Annotated in this window: 12 protein-coding genes; all 12 read left to right on the forward strand. The window is 69.6% G+C overall.

The features are described 5' to 3' along the window. The first annotated feature begins 229 nt into the window (after window positions 1–229). The 12 genes from AC07Y4_RS12295 (at window position 230) to AC07Y4_RS12350 (ending at window position 15,024) form a co-directional block, all read left to right on the forward strand. Window positions 230–1,849 (forward strand): 6-hydroxynicotinate reductase, encoded by a 1,620-nt coding sequence (locus AC07Y4_RS12295; protein ID WP_487848886.1) that lies wholly within the window; start codon window positions 230–232, stop codon window positions 1,847–1,849. Between the two features lie 4 nt (window positions 1,850–1,853). Continuing rightward, window positions 1,854–2,756 (forward strand): UPF0280 family protein, encoded by a 903-nt coding sequence (locus tag AC07Y4_RS12300; protein ID WP_095743157.1) that lies wholly within the window; start codon window positions 1,854–1,856, stop codon window positions 2,754–2,756. A 21-nt stretch (window positions 2,757–2,777) separates the two neighbouring features. After that, complete coding sequence (locus tag AC07Y4_RS12305) at window positions 2,778–3,419, forward strand: amino acid synthesis family protein (protein ID WP_487848885.1); 642 nt, start codon at window positions 2,778–2,780, stop codon at window positions 3,417–3,419. 38 nt (window positions 3,420–3,457) lie between these two features. Next, complete coding sequence (locus tag AC07Y4_RS12310) at window positions 3,458–4,042, forward strand: amino acid synthesis family protein (RefSeq protein WP_394485083.1); 585 nt, start codon at window positions 3,458–3,460, stop codon at window positions 4,040–4,042. Window positions 4,043–4,101: 59 nt separating this feature from the next. Beyond that, the gene (locus AC07Y4_RS12315) at window positions 4,102–5,307 is read left to right on the forward strand and encodes an ABC transporter substrate-binding protein (protein ID WP_062473975.1); all 1,206 of its coding nucleotides are present in this window, start codon (window positions 4,102–4,104) and stop codon (window positions 5,305–5,307) included. Between the two features lie 81 nt (window positions 5,308–5,388). Further along, a complete protein-coding gene (locus AC07Y4_RS12320) occupies window positions 5,389–7,314 on the forward strand; it encodes an ABC transporter permease (protein ID WP_070063549.1) in 1,926 nt (641 codons plus the stop codon). After that, window positions 7,311–8,102 (forward strand): ABC transporter ATP-binding protein, encoded by a 792-nt coding sequence (locus tag AC07Y4_RS12325; protein ID WP_062473973.1) that lies wholly within the window; start codon window positions 7,311–7,313, stop codon window positions 8,100–8,102. Before AC07Y4_RS12320 ends, AC07Y4_RS12325 begins: the two co-directional genes overlap by 4 nt. After that, the gene (locus AC07Y4_RS12330; protein WP_139703387.1) at window positions 8,099–8,833 is read left to right on the forward strand and encodes an ABC transporter ATP-binding protein; all 735 of its coding nucleotides are present in this window, start codon (window positions 8,099–8,101) and stop codon (window positions 8,831–8,833) included. The genes AC07Y4_RS12325 and AC07Y4_RS12330 overlap by 4 nt, the downstream gene beginning before the upstream one ends. 34 nt (window positions 8,834–8,867) lie before the next feature. After that, entirely contained in the window at window positions 8,868–9,593 is a 726-nt protein-coding gene (gene pncA / locus AC07Y4_RS12335) for a bifunctional nicotinamidase/pyrazinamidase (protein ID WP_487848884.1), read from the forward strand. A 70-nt stretch (window positions 9,594–9,663) separates the two neighbouring features. Beyond that, window positions 9,664–10,824 carry an ABC transporter substrate-binding protein gene (locus AC07Y4_RS12340; protein ID WP_487848883.1) on the forward strand — a complete coding sequence of 387 codons (1,161 nt, stop codon included), beginning with the start codon at window positions 9,664–9,666 and terminating at the stop codon, window positions 10,822–10,824. Beyond that, entirely contained in the window at window positions 10,802–11,314 is a 513-nt protein-coding gene (locus tag AC07Y4_RS12345; protein WP_139703391.1) for a (2Fe-2S)-binding protein, read from the forward strand. The genes AC07Y4_RS12340 and AC07Y4_RS12345 overlap by 23 nt, the downstream gene beginning before the upstream one ends. Next, the gene (locus AC07Y4_RS12350) at window positions 11,311–15,024 is read left to right on the forward strand and encodes a molybdopterin cofactor-binding domain-containing protein (RefSeq protein ID WP_487848882.1); all 3,714 of its coding nucleotides are present in this window, start codon (window positions 11,311–11,313) and stop codon (window positions 15,022–15,024) included. Before AC07Y4_RS12345 ends, AC07Y4_RS12350 begins: the two co-directional genes overlap by 4 nt. The last annotated feature ends 9 nt before the right edge of the window (window positions 15,025–15,033 follow it).

The raw sequence follows: 15,033 nt of genomic DNA on the forward strand, positions 1-15,033 counted from the left end.
CTGCATTGTCGTTGGTCGGAAAAACCCCGATGAACACCGCGAGAAAACACCATTGCAAGCATCGGGCCTGTTTGCTACATTGACCTTTGATGTAGTGAACGCAACATGAAAGTGTAGGGGATGCTACACAAACGAAAGCCGCCGCACAAGCACCTGCACGGCACGTTTGTTGCAAACCTCCGGGGCCTGAAGACCCGCTCCGACAGCACCACACCACGAGATCGCCCCGATGACTGAACACACCAAGACAGACGGATTGCCCGGCATCGACATGCCCCTGGTCGCGCAGGCCGGCGGCGCCGCCTTCGGCAAGGCGCCGCCGCGCAACGAGAAGATGAGCACCGCCAAGGTCGAGTGCAACGCCTGCCCGGTGCTGTGCCAGATCTCCGACGGCCGCACCGGCGCCTGCGACCGCTACGCCAACCGCCAGGGCGTGCTGGTGCGCGTCGATCCGGTGGTGCTGCTGCGCCGCACGCTCGCCAGCGAACAGCCGGCGCTCGTGCCCTTCGACCGGCCCGGCGCCGAGGCGGCCGAGGCCGATGCCACGCCCGACTGGAACGGCGACCTGCTGCACGCCGACGAGGTCTTCGTCACCGGCGTGGGCTCGTCCACCACGTATCCCGACTACAAGCCTGCGCCCTTCATCGTGGCTTCGAAAGCCCAGGGCGTCGACATGGTCACCGTCGTCACCGAAGGCATCTTCAGCTACTGCAGCTTCAAGGTGAAGATCGACACCGACCGCTTCCTGGGCGCCGAGCAGGCCAACGTGCGCTACAAGGGCGAGGTCGTGGGCCATGTCACCACGGCCGAGTACGGTTCGCAGATGCTGTCGCTGGGCGGCGTGCACCACCTCACGGGCGGCAGCAAGAAGGAAGGCCGCATGACGGCCGAGCTCATGCAGCTGCTGGGCAACAAGCAGGCGGTCGAATGCACCATCGACGGCGGCGCCAGCCTCGTCATCCAGGCCGGCAAGGCGCCCATCGTCAACGGGGTGGAAGAACAGCGCATGCGCGTGGGCTGCGGCTCGGCCGCCGTGGGCATCTTCGCGCGCCAGTTCGCTGGCGTGGCCGACGAGGTGGTGGTGGTCGACGACCACATCACCGGCGTGCTCACCGAACACCAGGCCGGCCGCTGCCTCGACATGACGCCCTCGGGCATCCAGATGCTGGGGCGCAAGTCGACGCCGGGGCGCTACTTCCAGGTCGCGAACCCCGGCAACGGCTGGGGCGGCACCGACATCGCCGACCCGCTGGCGATCATCGAAGGCTGGGAAGAGGGCGTGGCCCGCCCCGGCCTGCGCCTGCTCATGACCTCCACCACCGGCGAGCACGCGCAGTGGTACGTGCTCGACGAGGCGCTGAAGCCCATCGAGCAGCCCATGCCGCCCGAGGTGCGCCGCATCGTCGACCGCATCGGCGAGAACTGCGAGCCTTCGCTGTGCACCGTGCTGTTCCTCGGCGGCGCCGGCGGCAGCCTGCGCGCGGGCGTCACCGAGAACCCGGTGCTGCTCACGCGGGCCATCAAGCGTGCGCTGGTCAACGTCACCTGCGGCGGCGCGCCGGCCTATGTGTGGCCCGGCGGCGGCATCACCGTGATGGCCGACGTCATGCGCATGCCCGACAACAGCTTCGGCACCGTGCCCACGCCGGCCATCGTCGCGCCCATCGAGTTCAGCATGCGGCGCGACGACTACGAGGCGCTCGGCGGCCACGTCGAACACATCTTCCCGCTCGAACAGGCGCTCGCGCGCGGTGCGTGGCAGGAAGACGGCGCACCGCTGGCGCGCCAATGGCTCGTCATCGACGATGCCAATCCGTGGCCGCTCGGCCACGCCCCCATGCTGGGCTGAAACCATGTCCGCCCAACGCACGGCGCTCGACGCGGGCCGCTGGCATTTCAACCACGGCCCGATCGACATCGTGGCCGAAGCGCACGGCGACCCGTACGCCGTCGCCGCCGCGCACGATGCGGCCTGGGCGCGCTTCGGCCATGTGCTCGACGAACTCGTGCGCGAGCTGCCGCAGCTGCGCCTGCCCGTGGCCGCACGCCAACGCCCGCGTGGCGTGGTCGCGCGCCGCATGTGGGACGCCTGCGATGCCTTCTCGCCGCTGTTCCTCACGCCCATGGCGGCCGTGGCCGGCAGCGTGGCGCAGGAACTCATCGCCTTCTACGACCGGCCCGGCATCGAGCGCGCCTGGATCAACAACGGCGGCGACATCGCGCTGCACCTCGCGCCCGGCCACACGGCGCGCGTGGGCTTGTTCGCCGACCTCGCGCGCTTCGACTGGCGCGACAGCGGCATGCTCACGACCGATGGCCAGTTCGAGCTGCACGCTGACCAGCCCGTGCGCGGCGTCGCCACCAGCGGCTGGCGCGGGCGCAGTTTCTCGCTGGGCATCGCCGACAGCGTGACGGTGTTGGCCGCCACCGCGGCGCAGGCCGACGCCGCCGCCACCGTGATCGCCAATGCCGTCGACGTGGCCGACGCCGCCATCCAGCGCCTGCCCGCCAGCGAATGCAAGGACGACAGCGACCTCGGCGACACCCTCGTCACCGTCGACGTGCCGCCGCTGGCGCCCGCGCAGGTGCACCATGCACTCGATGCGGGCGCGGCGTGCGCCCGCGCGCTGCAGAAAAGGGGGCTCGTGTGGGCCGTTCTGCTCGTTTGCCAGGGGCAGTGGCGGCGGGTGGAACCCTTATGCTCGAAGTCGCTGGACATTGCGCTGCCCGAAGCAGTTGGTTCAGTATTTGCTTAACGAAAAGCAAGGTTCTTTTTCATGATCGAAATCCGTCGCGTCTTCACCCATGTCGAGCACATCCACCACGAGTTCGGACCGCGTGCCGAAACCCCGCTGGTGCGCGGTGCCATCGGCGCGGTGCTGACCAATCCTTTCGCGGGCCGCTACGAGCCCGACATCCTGCCGATGATGGCGCTGCTCGACCCCGTGGGCGTCGACATGGCGCACCAGCTGCACGCCGCCATGGAAGTGCCGCTCGAGCAGATCGCCACCTACGGCAAGGGCGCCATCGTCGGCGCCGGCGGCGAGCTGGAGCACGGCGCGCTGTGGCACGTGCCCGGCGGCTACGCGATGCGCGAGCTGCTCGGCTGGAAGGGCAGCCGCGCCGCCTACACCGCAGGCAAGGCCGAAGAGAAAACCGGCCAGCCCGGCAACGCGCTGTCGATCGTGCCCTCGACCAAGAAGGTCGGCCCGCCCGGCGCCGCGCTCGACGTGCCGCTCACCAACATCAACGCCAGCTACGTGCGCGGCCAGTTCGACGCCATCGAGGTGCGCGTGCCCGGCGCGCCGATGGCCGACGAGATCGTCTTCATCCTCGCGATGAGCACCGGCTACCGCGTGCATGCGCGCGTCGGCGGCCTGCTCGCCAAGGACATCAGCAAGTGGGACGGCTTGCGCTGACCGCACAAGACAAGAGACAAGACAAGGAACACACAGACATGACCGCCAACATCCGCAAGCTCGTCATCCAGGTCGATGAAACCCGCAAGGAAATGGGCCAGGACGTGACGCCGCCCACGCGCCGCGCCGTCGCCATCGCCGTCATCGAGAACCCCTACGCCGGCCGCTACAGCGAGAACCTCGACGAACTCATCGCCATCGGCGAAGAGCTCGGCGCGCTGCTGGGCCAGAAGGCCGTGAAGGCGCTGGGCATCGAGCCCGGCCAGGCGCAGAGCTACGGCAAGGCCGCCATCGTCGGCGAGCGCGGCGAGCTGGAGCATGCCGCCGCCATCCTGCATCCCAAGCTGGGCGCACCGCTGCGCGTGGCGGTCGAGAAGGGCGCCGCGCTCGTGCCCTCGGCCAAGAAGCAGGGCACGCTGGGCACCGCCATCGACGTGCCGCTGGGCCACAAGGACGCCGCCTTCGTGCGCAGCCATTTCGACGCCGTCGAGGCCCGCGTGAGCGACGCGCCGCGTGCCAACGAGATCGTCGTGGCCGTGGCCGTCACCGACAGCGGCCGCCCGCTGCCGCGCATCGGCGGCCTGCAAGCCAGCGAGATCAAAGGCGAAGACGGCCTTCGCTGACCTGTCATTGCATCGTCACCCGCATCGTGTTTTCTGTTCGAACTTCTAGGAGCTTCCCGATGAATCCATTGCGCCTTGCCTTCTGCGCCGCTTCCGTCGTCACGCTGGCCACCGCCCTCGTCCCCGCGCATGCGCAGGGCGTGATCAAGATCGGCGAAATCAACAGCTACAAGGCGCAGCCCGCCTTCCTCGAGCCCTACAAGAAGGGCATGGAACTGGCGGTCGACGAGATCAACGCCAAGGGCGGCGTCAACGGCAAGAAGCTGGAGCTCATCAGCCGCGACGACAACGCCAACCCCGGCGACGCCGTGCGCGTGGCCGAAGAACTCATCTCGCGCGAGAAGGTCGACGTGCTGGCCGGCGCCTTCCTGTCGAACACCGGCCTGGCGCTGACCGACTTCGCCAAGCAGAAAAAATTCTTCTACCTCGCCGCCGAGCCGCTCACCGACAAGATCGTCTGGAGCAACGGCAACAAGTACACCTACCGCCTGCGCCCCTCGACCTACATGCAGGTCGCGATGCTGGTGCCCGAGGCCGCCAAGCTCAAGAAGAAGCGCTGGGCCATCGTGTACCCCAACTACGAGTACGGCCAGTCGTCGGTCGCCACCTTCAAGACGCTGCTCAAGGCGATCCAGCCCGACGTCGAGTTCGTCGCCGAGCAGGCGCCGCCGCTGGGCAAGGTCGATGCGGGCAGCGTGGTGCAGGCCCTGGCCGATGCCAAGCCCGACGCCATCTTCAACGTGCTGTTCGGCGCCGACCTGTCCAAGTTCGTGCGCGAAGGCAACACGCGCGGCCTGTTCAAGGACCGCGAGGTCGTGAGCGTGCTGACCGGTGAGCCCGAGTACCTCGACCCGCTGAAGGACGAGGCGCCCAACGGCTGGGTCGTCACCGGCTACCCCTGGTACGGCGTGAAGACCGCCGAGCACAAGGCCTTCAACGACGCCTACCAGGCCAAGTTCAAGGACTACCCGCGCCTGGGCTCGGTGGTGGGCTACAGCGCCATCTACTCGATCGCCGCCGGCGTGAAGAAGGCCGGCAGCACCGACACCGAGAAGCTCGTCGCCGCCTTCAAGGGCCTGCAGGTCGACACGCCCTTCGGCAAGATCAGCTACCGCGCGCAGGACAACCAGTCCACCATGGGCGCGTACGTCGGCAAGACCAAGAACGACGGCGGCAAGGGCGTGATGGTCGACTACGTGTACCTCGACGGTGCCAAGTTCCAACCCACCGACGACGAAGTGAAAAAGATGCGCCCTGCGGACTGACCGCACGGCTCCTGCAACGCGTCCGCCGCCGCTTCTTGAGCGCGGCGGGGCGCGGTGTCTCCAGTTTCCTCAGGGTCCCTCATGAGCTTTTCAGGCTTCGTTGTTCAGTTGCTCAACGGGTTGGCCGGCGCGTCTTCGCTGTTTCTGGTGGCGGCCGGCCTCTCGTTGATCTTCGGCGTGACGCGCATCGTCAACTTCGCCCATGGATCTTTTTTCATGGTGGGCATCTACGTCGCGTACACGCTGGTCGAGAAGCTCGGCCCGAGCGTGGGCTTCTGGCCTGCGCTGCTGATCGCCGCGCTCGCGGTGGGCGTGCTGGGCGCGCTCATCGAGGTGCTGCTCTTGCGTCGCATCTACAAGGCGCCCGAGCTGTTCCAGCTGCTGGCCACCTTCGCGCTGGTGCTGGTCATCAAGGACGCGGTGCTGTGGCTCTGGGGGCCTGACGAACTGCTCGGCCCGCGCGCGCCGGGCCTGAAGGGTTCGGTCGAAATCCTCGGGCGCCAGTTTCCTTCCTACGACCTGTTCCTGATCGTCGTCGGCCCGCTGGTGCTCGGCCTCGTGTGGCTGCTGCTCACGCGCACGCGCTTCGGCACACTGGTGCGCGCCGCCACGCAAGACCGCGAGATGGTCAGCGCGCTGGGCGTCAACCAGGCCTGGCTCTTCACCGCCGTGTTCGCGCTCGGCGCGCTGCTCGCGGGCCTGGGCGGCGCGCTGCAGCTGCCGCGCGAACCCGCCACGCTCGAGATGGACCTGAACACCATCGGCGCCGCCTTCGTCGTCGTGGTGGTCGGCGGCATGGGCTCGCTGCCCGGCGCCTACGTGGCCGCGCTGCTCATCGCCGAGATCAAGGCCGTGTGCATCTGGCTGGGCGTGGTGCAGATCTTCGGCATCGACGTGTCGTTCTCCAAGCTCACGCTGATGGTCGACTTCCTCGTGATGGCCATCGTGCTGGTGTGGCGCCCCTGGGGCCTGTTCGGCCGGCCGCAGGCGCCGAGCCGCTACGTCGGCATGCAGGAAGAGCCGCTGCGCCGCCCGAGCACCGCCTACATCGTGGCCGCCGCGGGGCTGGCGCTGGTGCTGGCCGCGCTGCCGCTGCTGACGGCCGGCTCGCCCTACACCACGGTGCTGATGATCGACCTGCTGATCGCCGCGCTGTTCGCCACCAGCCTGCACTTCATCATGGGGCCGGCCGGCATGCACTCCTTCGGCCACGCGGCCTACTTCGGCCTCGGGGCCTACGGCGCGGCGCTGCTGGTGCGCGCGCTGCACCTGCCGATGGAGCTGGCCCTCGTGGTCGCGCCGCTGGTGGCCGCGCTCGGTGCCTTCGTCTACGGCTGGTTCGCGGTGCGGCTGTCGGGCGTGTACCTGGCGATGCTCACGCTGGCCTTCGCGCAGATCACCTGGGCCGTCACCTACCAGTGGGACAGCTTCACGGGCGGCAGCAACGGCCTGACCGGCGTGTGGCCCTCGGAGTGGCTGTCGAACAAGCAGGTGTACTACTGGCTCACGCTGGTGCTCGTGGGCGCGGGCGTGTGGTGGCTGCGCCGCGTGCTGTTCTCGCCCTTCGGCTATGCGCTGCGCGCGGGCCGCGACTCGGTGCTGCGCGCCGATGCCATCGGCATCGACGTCAAGCGCATGCAGTGGGCGGCCTTCGTCATCGCGGGCACCGTGGCCGGCCTGGCCGGTGCGCTCTATGCGTTCTCCAAGGGCAGCATCTCGCCCGAGAGCCTGTCGGTCGGCAAGTCGGTCGACGGCCTCGTGATGGTGCTGCTGGGCGGCATCCAGACCCTGGCGGGGCCGGTGGTCGGCGCCGTCACCTTCACCTGGCTGCACGACACCGTGGCGCGCAACACCGACTACTGGCGCGCCATGCTCGGCGCCATCATCCTGATCCTGGTGCTGCTGTTCCCGCAGGGCATTGCAGGCTCGATCAAGCAGCTCGTCGACCGGTGGCGCGCACCGAAGCATGATGAAGCAGACGCCAAGCTCAAGGAGGTGAAGGCATGAGCCTCCTCAAAGTAGAAAACCTCGGCAAGTCTTTCGGCGGCGTGAAGGCCGTGGACGGCATCAGCTTCGAGCTGCCGCCTGGCGAACTGCTCGCGCTCATCGGCCCCAACGGCGCCGGAAAATCGACCACCTTCAACATGGTGAACGGCCAGCTCAAGGCCGACCAGGGCTCGATCACGCTCGACGGCCACGAACTCGTGGGCCGCAAGCCGCGCGAAATCTGGCGCAAGGGCGTGGGCCGCACCTTCCAGATCGCCGAAACTTTTGCCTCGCTCACCGTGGTCGAGAACGTGCAGATGGCGCTGCTCTCGCACGACCACAAGCTGTTCTCGATGTGGCGCCGCGCGGCCGACCACAAGCGCGACGAGGCGCTGGCGCTGCTCGACCAGGTCGGCATGAAGGCGCAGGCCGACCGGCCTTGCAGCGTGCTGGCCTACGGCGACGTGAAGCGCGTCGAACTCGCCATCGCCATGGCCAACTCGCCCAAGCTGCTGCTCATGGACGAGCCCACCGCCGGCATGGCGCCCCAGGAGCGCAACTCGCTCATGGCGCTCACCAAGGACCTCGTCATCCAGCGCGGCATGGCCGTGCTCTTCACCGAGCACAGCATGGACGTGGTGTTCGCGTATGCCGACCGCATGATCGTGCTGGCGCGCGGGCGCCTCATCGCGCAGGGCAAGCCGCTGGAAATCCGCGACCACCCGAAGGTGCAGGAGGTGTACTTCGGCAGCGGCAAGACCTTCGAGAAGATTGCAGAGAAAGCCGCAGCGCTGGGAGTCACCGCATGAGCACGCACGAACCTCTTCTGGAAGCCAAGGCCCTGTGCGCCTGGTACGGCGCCGCGCAGATCCTTTACGACGTCGACCTCGAAGTGCGGCGCGGCGAAGTCGTCGCGCTCATGGGCCGCAACGGCGCCGGCAAGTCGACCACGCTCAAGACGCTCATCGGCATGCTCACCAAGCGCCGCGGCGCCGTGCGCTTCCTGGGCCACGACATTTCGAAAAGCGAGCCGCACCACGCGGCACGCCTGGGCCTGGGCTTCGTGCCCGAAGACCGGCGCGTGTTCACCGACCTCACGGTGATGGAGAACCTCGAGGTCGGCAAGCAGCCCGCGCGCCAGTGGGCCGACGGCACGGCCGCGCCGCTGTGGACGCCCGAGCGCCTGTTCCAGTTGTTCCCCAACCTCGGCGAAATGCCCAACCGCCCGGGTGGTCGCATGAGCGGCGGCGAGCAGCAGATGCTCACCGTGGCGCGCACGCTGATGGGCAACCCGTATCTCGTGCTGCTCGACGAACCCTCCGAGGGCGTGGCCCCGGTCATCGTCGAGCAGATGGCCAACATGATCCTCGAGCTCAAGGCGCAGGGCGTGAGCATCCTGCTGTCGGAGCAGAACATGCACTTCGCCGAGCTGGTCTCCGACCGGGCCTATGTGCTCGAGAAGGGGCAGATCCGCTATCACGCCACGATGGCCGAGTTGGCCGCGAACGAAGAAGTGCGCAGGGCCTACCTCAGCGTCTGACCGTTTCCTTTCCTCAACCACCGGAGTCCACACCATGCATCGCAGAACCGTCCTGAAGTCCGCCGCTGCCCTGGGGCTCGCCGGCAGCCTCGGCAGTTTCGGCCTCTCCGCTTTCGCGGCCGGCAAGATCAAGCCCGGTGGCAAGGCCGCGCTGATCGTGGTCGACGTGCAGAACTGCTTCCTCGATGGCGGCACGCTCGCGGTGAAGGGCGGCAACGAGGTGATCCCGGTCATCAACGCGCTGGCGCCCGCGTTCCAGAACATCGTCGTCACGCAGGACTGGCACACGGCGGGCCATGCCTCCTTCGCCAGCACCTACAGCGGCAAGAAGCCCTTCGAGACGACCAAGCTCAACTACGGCACGCAGGTGCTGTGGCCCGACCACTGCGTGCAGGGCACCGACGATGCGGCGCTCGGCAAGGAGCTGAAAGTGCCGGCCGCGCAGCTCATCATCCGCAAGGGCTTCCACAAGGACATGGACAGCTACTCCGCCTTCGAGGAGGCCGACCACAAGACGGCCACCGGCCTGGCCGGCTACCTCAAGGCGCGCGGCATCAAGACCGTGTTCGTCACGGGCCTGGCCACCGACTTCTGCGTGGCCTGGACCGCGATGGACGCGCGCAAGGCCGGCTTCGAGGCCTACGTGATCGAAGACGCCACGCGCGGCATCGACCTCAACGGCTCGCTGGCCGCCGCCTGGAAGCAGATGACGGCCAAGGGCGTCAAGCGCATCCAGTCCGGCGACATCCAGGCCGGCTGACGACGACGAAGTCCGCGGCGCCGCCGCGGCAACACCCCTCCGACGACAACAACAAAGAGACAGACGACGCATGAAGCTTTCGATTTCAAGGCGCACCCTGGTGGCGGGCGGCGCGGCCCTGGCGCTCGGCCCCGGCCTGCTGCGGCCGGCGCGCGCGGACAACGGCGTGACCGACACGACCATCCGCATCGGCCAGTCGGCCGTGTTCAGCGGCCCGGCGAAAGACTTCGGCGTCGACTACCGCGCGGGCATCCAGCTGTACTTCGACCGCGTCAACAAGTCGGGCGGCATCCACGGCCGCAAGATCGAACTCGTCACCTACGACGACGCCTACGAGCCCGCGAAGACGGCTGCCAACACGGCCAAGCTGATCGACGAGGACAAGGTCTTCGCGCTCACCGGCTACGTCGCCACGGGCAACCTCGCGGCCGCCATGCCGCTGGCCGAGAAGGCCGGCGTGCCGATGTTCGCGCCGCTGGTGGGCACCACGTCGTTTCGCACCAAGACCAACCGCTACCTGTTCCACGTGCGCGCGGGCTACGACCTGGAGCTGCGCAAGATCATCAGCCACCTCTCGACGCTGGGCATCCAGTCGATCGCCGTGGTCTACCAGGACAGCGCCTTCGGCAAGTCGAACCTCGCCACCTGCGAGCAGCTGGCCGCCGAGTACAAGGTGAAGGTGGTGCAGACGCTGCCCATGGCCATCGCGGCCGAAGACGCCAAGCAGGTGATCGGCGGGCTCGCCGAAGGCCGCCCCGGCGCCGTCGTGATGATCATGGCCGGGCGCATGACCGAGGTCTTCATCCGCGACTACCGCGCGAGCGGCGCGGCCGCGCCGCTGTACACGCTGTCGGTCGGCATCACCGACGCGGCGGGTTCCGCCAAGCGGCTCGAAGGCAAGCTCGCCGGGCTGGTCACGGCCAGCATCGTGCCGCCGCCCGGCGCGCAGCGCGTGCCCATCGTGGCCGACTACCAGCGCGACCGCGCCGAGTTCGGCCAGAAGATCGACAGCTACACCGCGCTCGAGGGCTACATCGTCGCGCGCGTGATGGCCGAGGGCCTGCGCCGCGCGGGCAAGGCGCTCACGCGCGACAGCTTCATCGCCGGGCTCGAGAGCATCGGCAGCACGCGCTTCGGCGACTTCCCCGTCGACTACAGCGCGAAGAACCACAACGGCTCGACCTTCGTGGACCTGGAGATGTACACCCGTGACGGCCAGTTGCGGCGCTGAGCCGCTGCACCTGCAGGTCAACGGCCGAGCCCACGCGCTCGCCGGCGTGCCGCGCGAAGCCACGCTGCTGCACCTGCTGCGCAACGACCTCGGGCTCAACGGGCCCAAATACGGCTGCGGGCTCGGGCAGTGCGGCGCCTGCACGGTGCATGTCGACGGCGTGGCCGCGCGGTCCTGCGTGATTCCCGCGCATGGCGTGGCGGGGCGCAGCATCACCACGCTCGAAGGCCTGGGCATGCGCGGGCGCTGGCACCCGGTGCAGGCCGCCTTCGAAGACGCGCAGGCCGCGCAATGCGGCTACTGCCTCAACGGCATGGTGATGCAGGCCGCGGCGCTGCTGGCACGCGACCCCGACGCGAGCGAGGCGCGCATCCGCAGCGAGCTCTCGGGCAACCTGTGCCGCTGCGGCACGCACATCGAGATCCTCGACGCCGTGCAGCGTGCCGCCGTGCGCCTGCGTGCGGCCCCGCCGGACGCCCCCGCCGCATGACGCGCCGCGCCGACCTGCCGCAGACGCGCGCGGAATTCCTCGCCGCCGACGGCGTGCTGCTGGTGGTGCGCGAGGCGCCGCCCCCGCCGCCGCCCGCCAAGGGCCAGCCCGCCTTCATCGCCAGCCACCCCAGCGAAGGCGACGAGGTGCTGCTCGCGCTGTGGGACGACGGCAGCGTCTCCGCGCTCAACGGCCACGTCGACCTGGGCACCGGCATCCAGACCGCGCTGGCGCAGATCGTGGCCGAGGAGCTCGACCTCGGCATGCCCTGCGTGCGCATGATGCTCGGCGACACCGCGCGCGCGCCCAACCAGGGCGCGACCATCGCGAGCGCGTCGATCCAGATCCACGCGCAGCCGCTGCGCCTCGCCGCCGCGCAGGCGCGTGCGTGGCTGCTCGCGCGCGCGGCCGAAAGGCTGGGCGTGGCCGTCGATGCGCTGCAGGTGCGCAACGGCGTGGTGCGCGTGACCGAGGCACCGGACCGCCACATCAACTACGCGGACCTCGTGGCGCACCAGCGCACGGTGCTGCGCCTCGACTTCGACACGACACCCAAGAGCCCGGCCGACTATCGCCTCGTCGGCACGCGCCAGGCGCGCGTCGACATCCCGGCCAAGCTCGCGGGCGACCTCGTGTTCGTGCACGACATGCGCGTGCCCGGCATGCTGCACGGCCGCGTGGTGCGCCCGCCGTATGCGGGCGCGGACCACGGCGAGTTCATCGGCAACACGCTCGAAGCGGTCGACGAGTCGTCGATCGCGCACATCCCCGGCATCCGCGCCGTGGTCGTGGTGCGCGACTTCGTCGGCATCGTCGCCGAGCGCGAAGAGCACGCCGAGCAGGCGATGCGCGAGCTGCGCGTGACCTGGAAGCCCTGGCCCGGCATGCCCGACCTGCGCGACGTGGCACAGGCCCTGCGCGACAACCCCTCGACGCAGCGCCTGCTGGTCGACGAAGGCGATGTCGACGGCGCCATGGCCGCCGCCGCGCAGCCGATGCAGCGCACGTATGTGTGGCCCTACCAGATGCATGCGTCCATCGGCCCGTCGTGCGCGCTGGCCGAGTGGCAACCCGCCGACGGCAGCGGCATGCAGCTGCGCTGCTGGGCCGGCTCGCAGAACCCGCACGTGCTGCGCGCCGATCTTGCGAAGTTGATGGGCGTGGACGACGTGCAGGTCGACGTGGTGCGCATGGAGGCCGCGGGCTGCTACGGCCGCAACGGCGCCGACGACGTGGCGGCCGATGCCGCGCTGCTCGCGCGCGCCGTGGGCACTCCGGTGCGCGTGCAGCTCTCGCGCGAGCAGGAGCATGCGTGGGAGCCCAAGGGCGCCGCGCAGCTCATGGAGATCGACGGCGGCCTGATGGCCGACGGCCGCGTCGCGGCCTACGACTTCGAGACCTCGTACCCCTCGAACGGCGCGCCCACGCTGGCGCTGCTGCTCACGCGCACGGTCGAGCCCGTGGCGCAGGCCTACGAAATGGGCGACCGCACCGCGCGCCCACCGTACAGCTACGACAACCTGCGCGTGAAGGTCAACGACATGGCGCCGATCGTGCGCGCCTCGTGGCTGCGCGGCGTGTCGGCGCTGCCGAGTTCGTTCGCGCACGAGTCGTACATCGACGAGCTGGCCACGGCCGCGGGTGTCGACCCCGTGCAGTTCCGCCTGCGGCACCTGGACGACCCGCGCGCCATCGAGCTCGTGCAGGCCACCGCGCAGAAGGCCGGCTGGCGCATGCGCACCGGACCGCAGGAGAACGCCGACGGCGGGCTCGGCGAAGGCGGCGACATCCTCTTCGGCCAGGGCTTTGCGTACGCGCGCTACATCCACAGCAAGTGGCCGGGCTTCGGCGCGGCGTGGGCCGCGTGGGTGGCCGACGTCGAGGTCAACCAGAAGACCGGCGAGGTGCATGTGCGCCGCGTGGTGGTGGGGCACGACGCGGGGCTGCTGGTCAACCCGGCGGGCGTCGAGCACCAGGTGCACGGCAACGTGATCCAGACCACGAGCCGCGCGCTCAAGGAGCAGGTGCAGTTCGCGCCGCAGCAGGGCGCCGCAACGGGTGGTGCGCAGTTGCCGGGCGTGCTGCCTTCGGGCGTGGTCGCGAGCCGCGAGTGGGGCAGCTACCCGATCCTCAATTTCCGCGACGTGCCGGTGATCGAGGTGATGCACATGCCGCGTCCCGGCGAGCCCTCGCTGGGCGCGGGCGAGTCGTCGTCGGTGCCGGGCACGGCAGCGATCGCCAATGCGATCTTCGATGCGACGGGCGTGCGCTTCCGCTCGCCGCCGTTCACGCCGGAGACGGTGCTGGCGGAATTGAACCGGGGTTCGCTGCCACCGCCACCGGGGCAGGGCGATGCCGCCGGACCCTCTTCGCCACCGGCCTCGAGCGCAGGCGTGAGCAACGCCCTGTGGCCGCGTCGCAAGGGCCTGTGGGCCACCGGCGCTGCGCTCTTCATCGGCGGCCTCGGCGTCATCGCTGGCCTGCTCGGCTGGCGCGCGGCCATCGCGCCCGTGTCGCTCAGCGCACCGGTCTACAGCGAGTCCACCATCGAACGCGGCCGCGTGCTCGCCGCGCTCGGCGATTGCGCCGTGTGCCACACCGCGCCGGGCGGCGCACCCAATGCCGGTGGCCGCGCGATGGACACGCCCTTCGGCACGCTCTACACCACCAACCTCACGCCCGATGCCGAGACGGGCCTGGGCCGCTGGTCCTTCAGCGCCTTCCAGCGCGCGATGCGCGAAGGCGTCTCGCGCGACGGCCACCACCTGTACCCCGCGTTCCCCTACACCGCCTTCGCGAAGGCCAGCGACGACGACCTGCAGGCGCTCTATGCGTACTTCATGGCGATGCCCGCGGTGCGCGCGCCAACGCCCAAGTCCGAACTCAAGTTCCCGTTCAACCTGCGCCCGCTGATGGCCGGCTGGAACGCGCTGTTCCACGACCCCGCGCCGCTTCCGCCCGTGCCCACGCAGAGCGCCGAGTGGAACCGCGGTGCCTACCTCGTCAACGGTCTGGGCCATTGCGGCGCCTGTCACACACCGCGCAACGCGCTCGGCGCGGAGCAGGGTGGCAGCGCGTTCCTCTCGGGCGCGATGGTCGATGGCTGGGAAGCGCCCGCGCTCACGCAGCTGTCGAAGGCCGCCGTGCCGTGGGACACCGACGCGCTGTACCGCTACCTGCGCAACGGCCACTCGCCGCGCCACGGCATCGCGGGCGGGCCGATGGCCGAGGTGGTGCGCGAGCTTGCGCAGGTGCCCGACGCCGACGTGCGCGCGATGGCCGTCTACCTCGGCTCGTTCAACCCCGCGCCGGTCGCGCAACCGCAAGCGCTCGCGCAGCAGGCCATCGACAACGCAGCGCGCACGCAAGGCCAGTTGCTCGGCCCCGCGCAGCGCATGTTCGACAGCGCGTGTGCGTCGTGCCACCACGACGGCGACGGTCCCACGCTGCTGGGCGTGAACACGCCGCTCGCACTCAACAGCAGCCTCACGAGCACACGGCCCGACAACCTGCTGCGCACCATCCTCGACGGCGTGCGCGCGCCCGCGCACCGCGACATCGGCTTCATGCCCGCGTTCCGCGAGGCGCTCGACGACCGCCAGATCGCCGACCTCGCCGGCTACATGCGCGCACGCTTCGCGCCGCAGGAAGCGCCGTGGCCGAACCTGCCCGCCGACGTGGCGCGCGTGCGGGCCACGCCGGGCCACTGACACACAGCG

This window comes from Variovorax sp. GW460-12-1-14-LB1 (assembly GCF_059423605.1).

What these genes read in the sequence shown, in the direction of transcription:
- AC07Y4_RS12295 (WP_487848886.1), top strand. Translation starts at nt 230, where the DNA reads ATGACTGAACACACCAAGACAGACGGATTGCCCGGCATCGACATGCCC.
- AC07Y4_RS12330 (WP_139703387.1), top strand. Translation starts at nt 8,099, where the DNA reads ATGAGCACGCACGAACCTCTTCTGGAAGCCAAGGCCCTGTGCGCCTGG.
- AC07Y4_RS12305 (WP_487848885.1), top strand. Translation starts at nt 2,778, where the DNA reads ATGATCGAAATCCGTCGCGTCTTCACCCATGTCGAGCACATCCACCAC.
- AC07Y4_RS12315 (WP_062473975.1), top strand. Translation starts at nt 4,102, where the DNA reads ATGAATCCATTGCGCCTTGCCTTCTGCGCCGCTTCCGTCGTCACGCTG.
- AC07Y4_RS12325 (WP_062473973.1), top strand. Translation starts at nt 7,311, where the DNA reads ATGAGCCTCCTCAAAGTAGAAAACCTCGGCAAGTCTTTCGGCGGCGTG.
- AC07Y4_RS12320 (WP_070063549.1), top strand. Translation starts at nt 5,389, where the DNA reads ATGAGCTTTTCAGGCTTCGTTGTTCAGTTGCTCAACGGGTTGGCCGGC.
- pncA (WP_487848884.1), top strand. Translation starts at nt 8,868, where the DNA reads ATGCATCGCAGAACCGTCCTGAAGTCCGCCGCTGCCCTGGGGCTCGCC.
- AC07Y4_RS12310 (WP_394485083.1), top strand. Translation starts at nt 3,458, where the DNA reads ATGACCGCCAACATCCGCAAGCTCGTCATCCAGGTCGATGAAACCCGC.
- AC07Y4_RS12350 (WP_487848882.1), top strand. Translation starts at nt 11,311, where the DNA reads ATGACGCGCCGCGCCGACCTGCCGCAGACGCGCGCGGAATTCCTCGCC.
- AC07Y4_RS12340 (WP_487848883.1), top strand. Translation starts at nt 9,664, where the DNA reads ATGAAGCTTTCGATTTCAAGGCGCACCCTGGTGGCGGGCGGCGCGGCC.
- AC07Y4_RS12300 (WP_095743157.1), top strand. Translation starts at nt 1,854, where the DNA reads ATGTCCGCCCAACGCACGGCGCTCGACGCGGGCCGCTGGCATTTCAAC.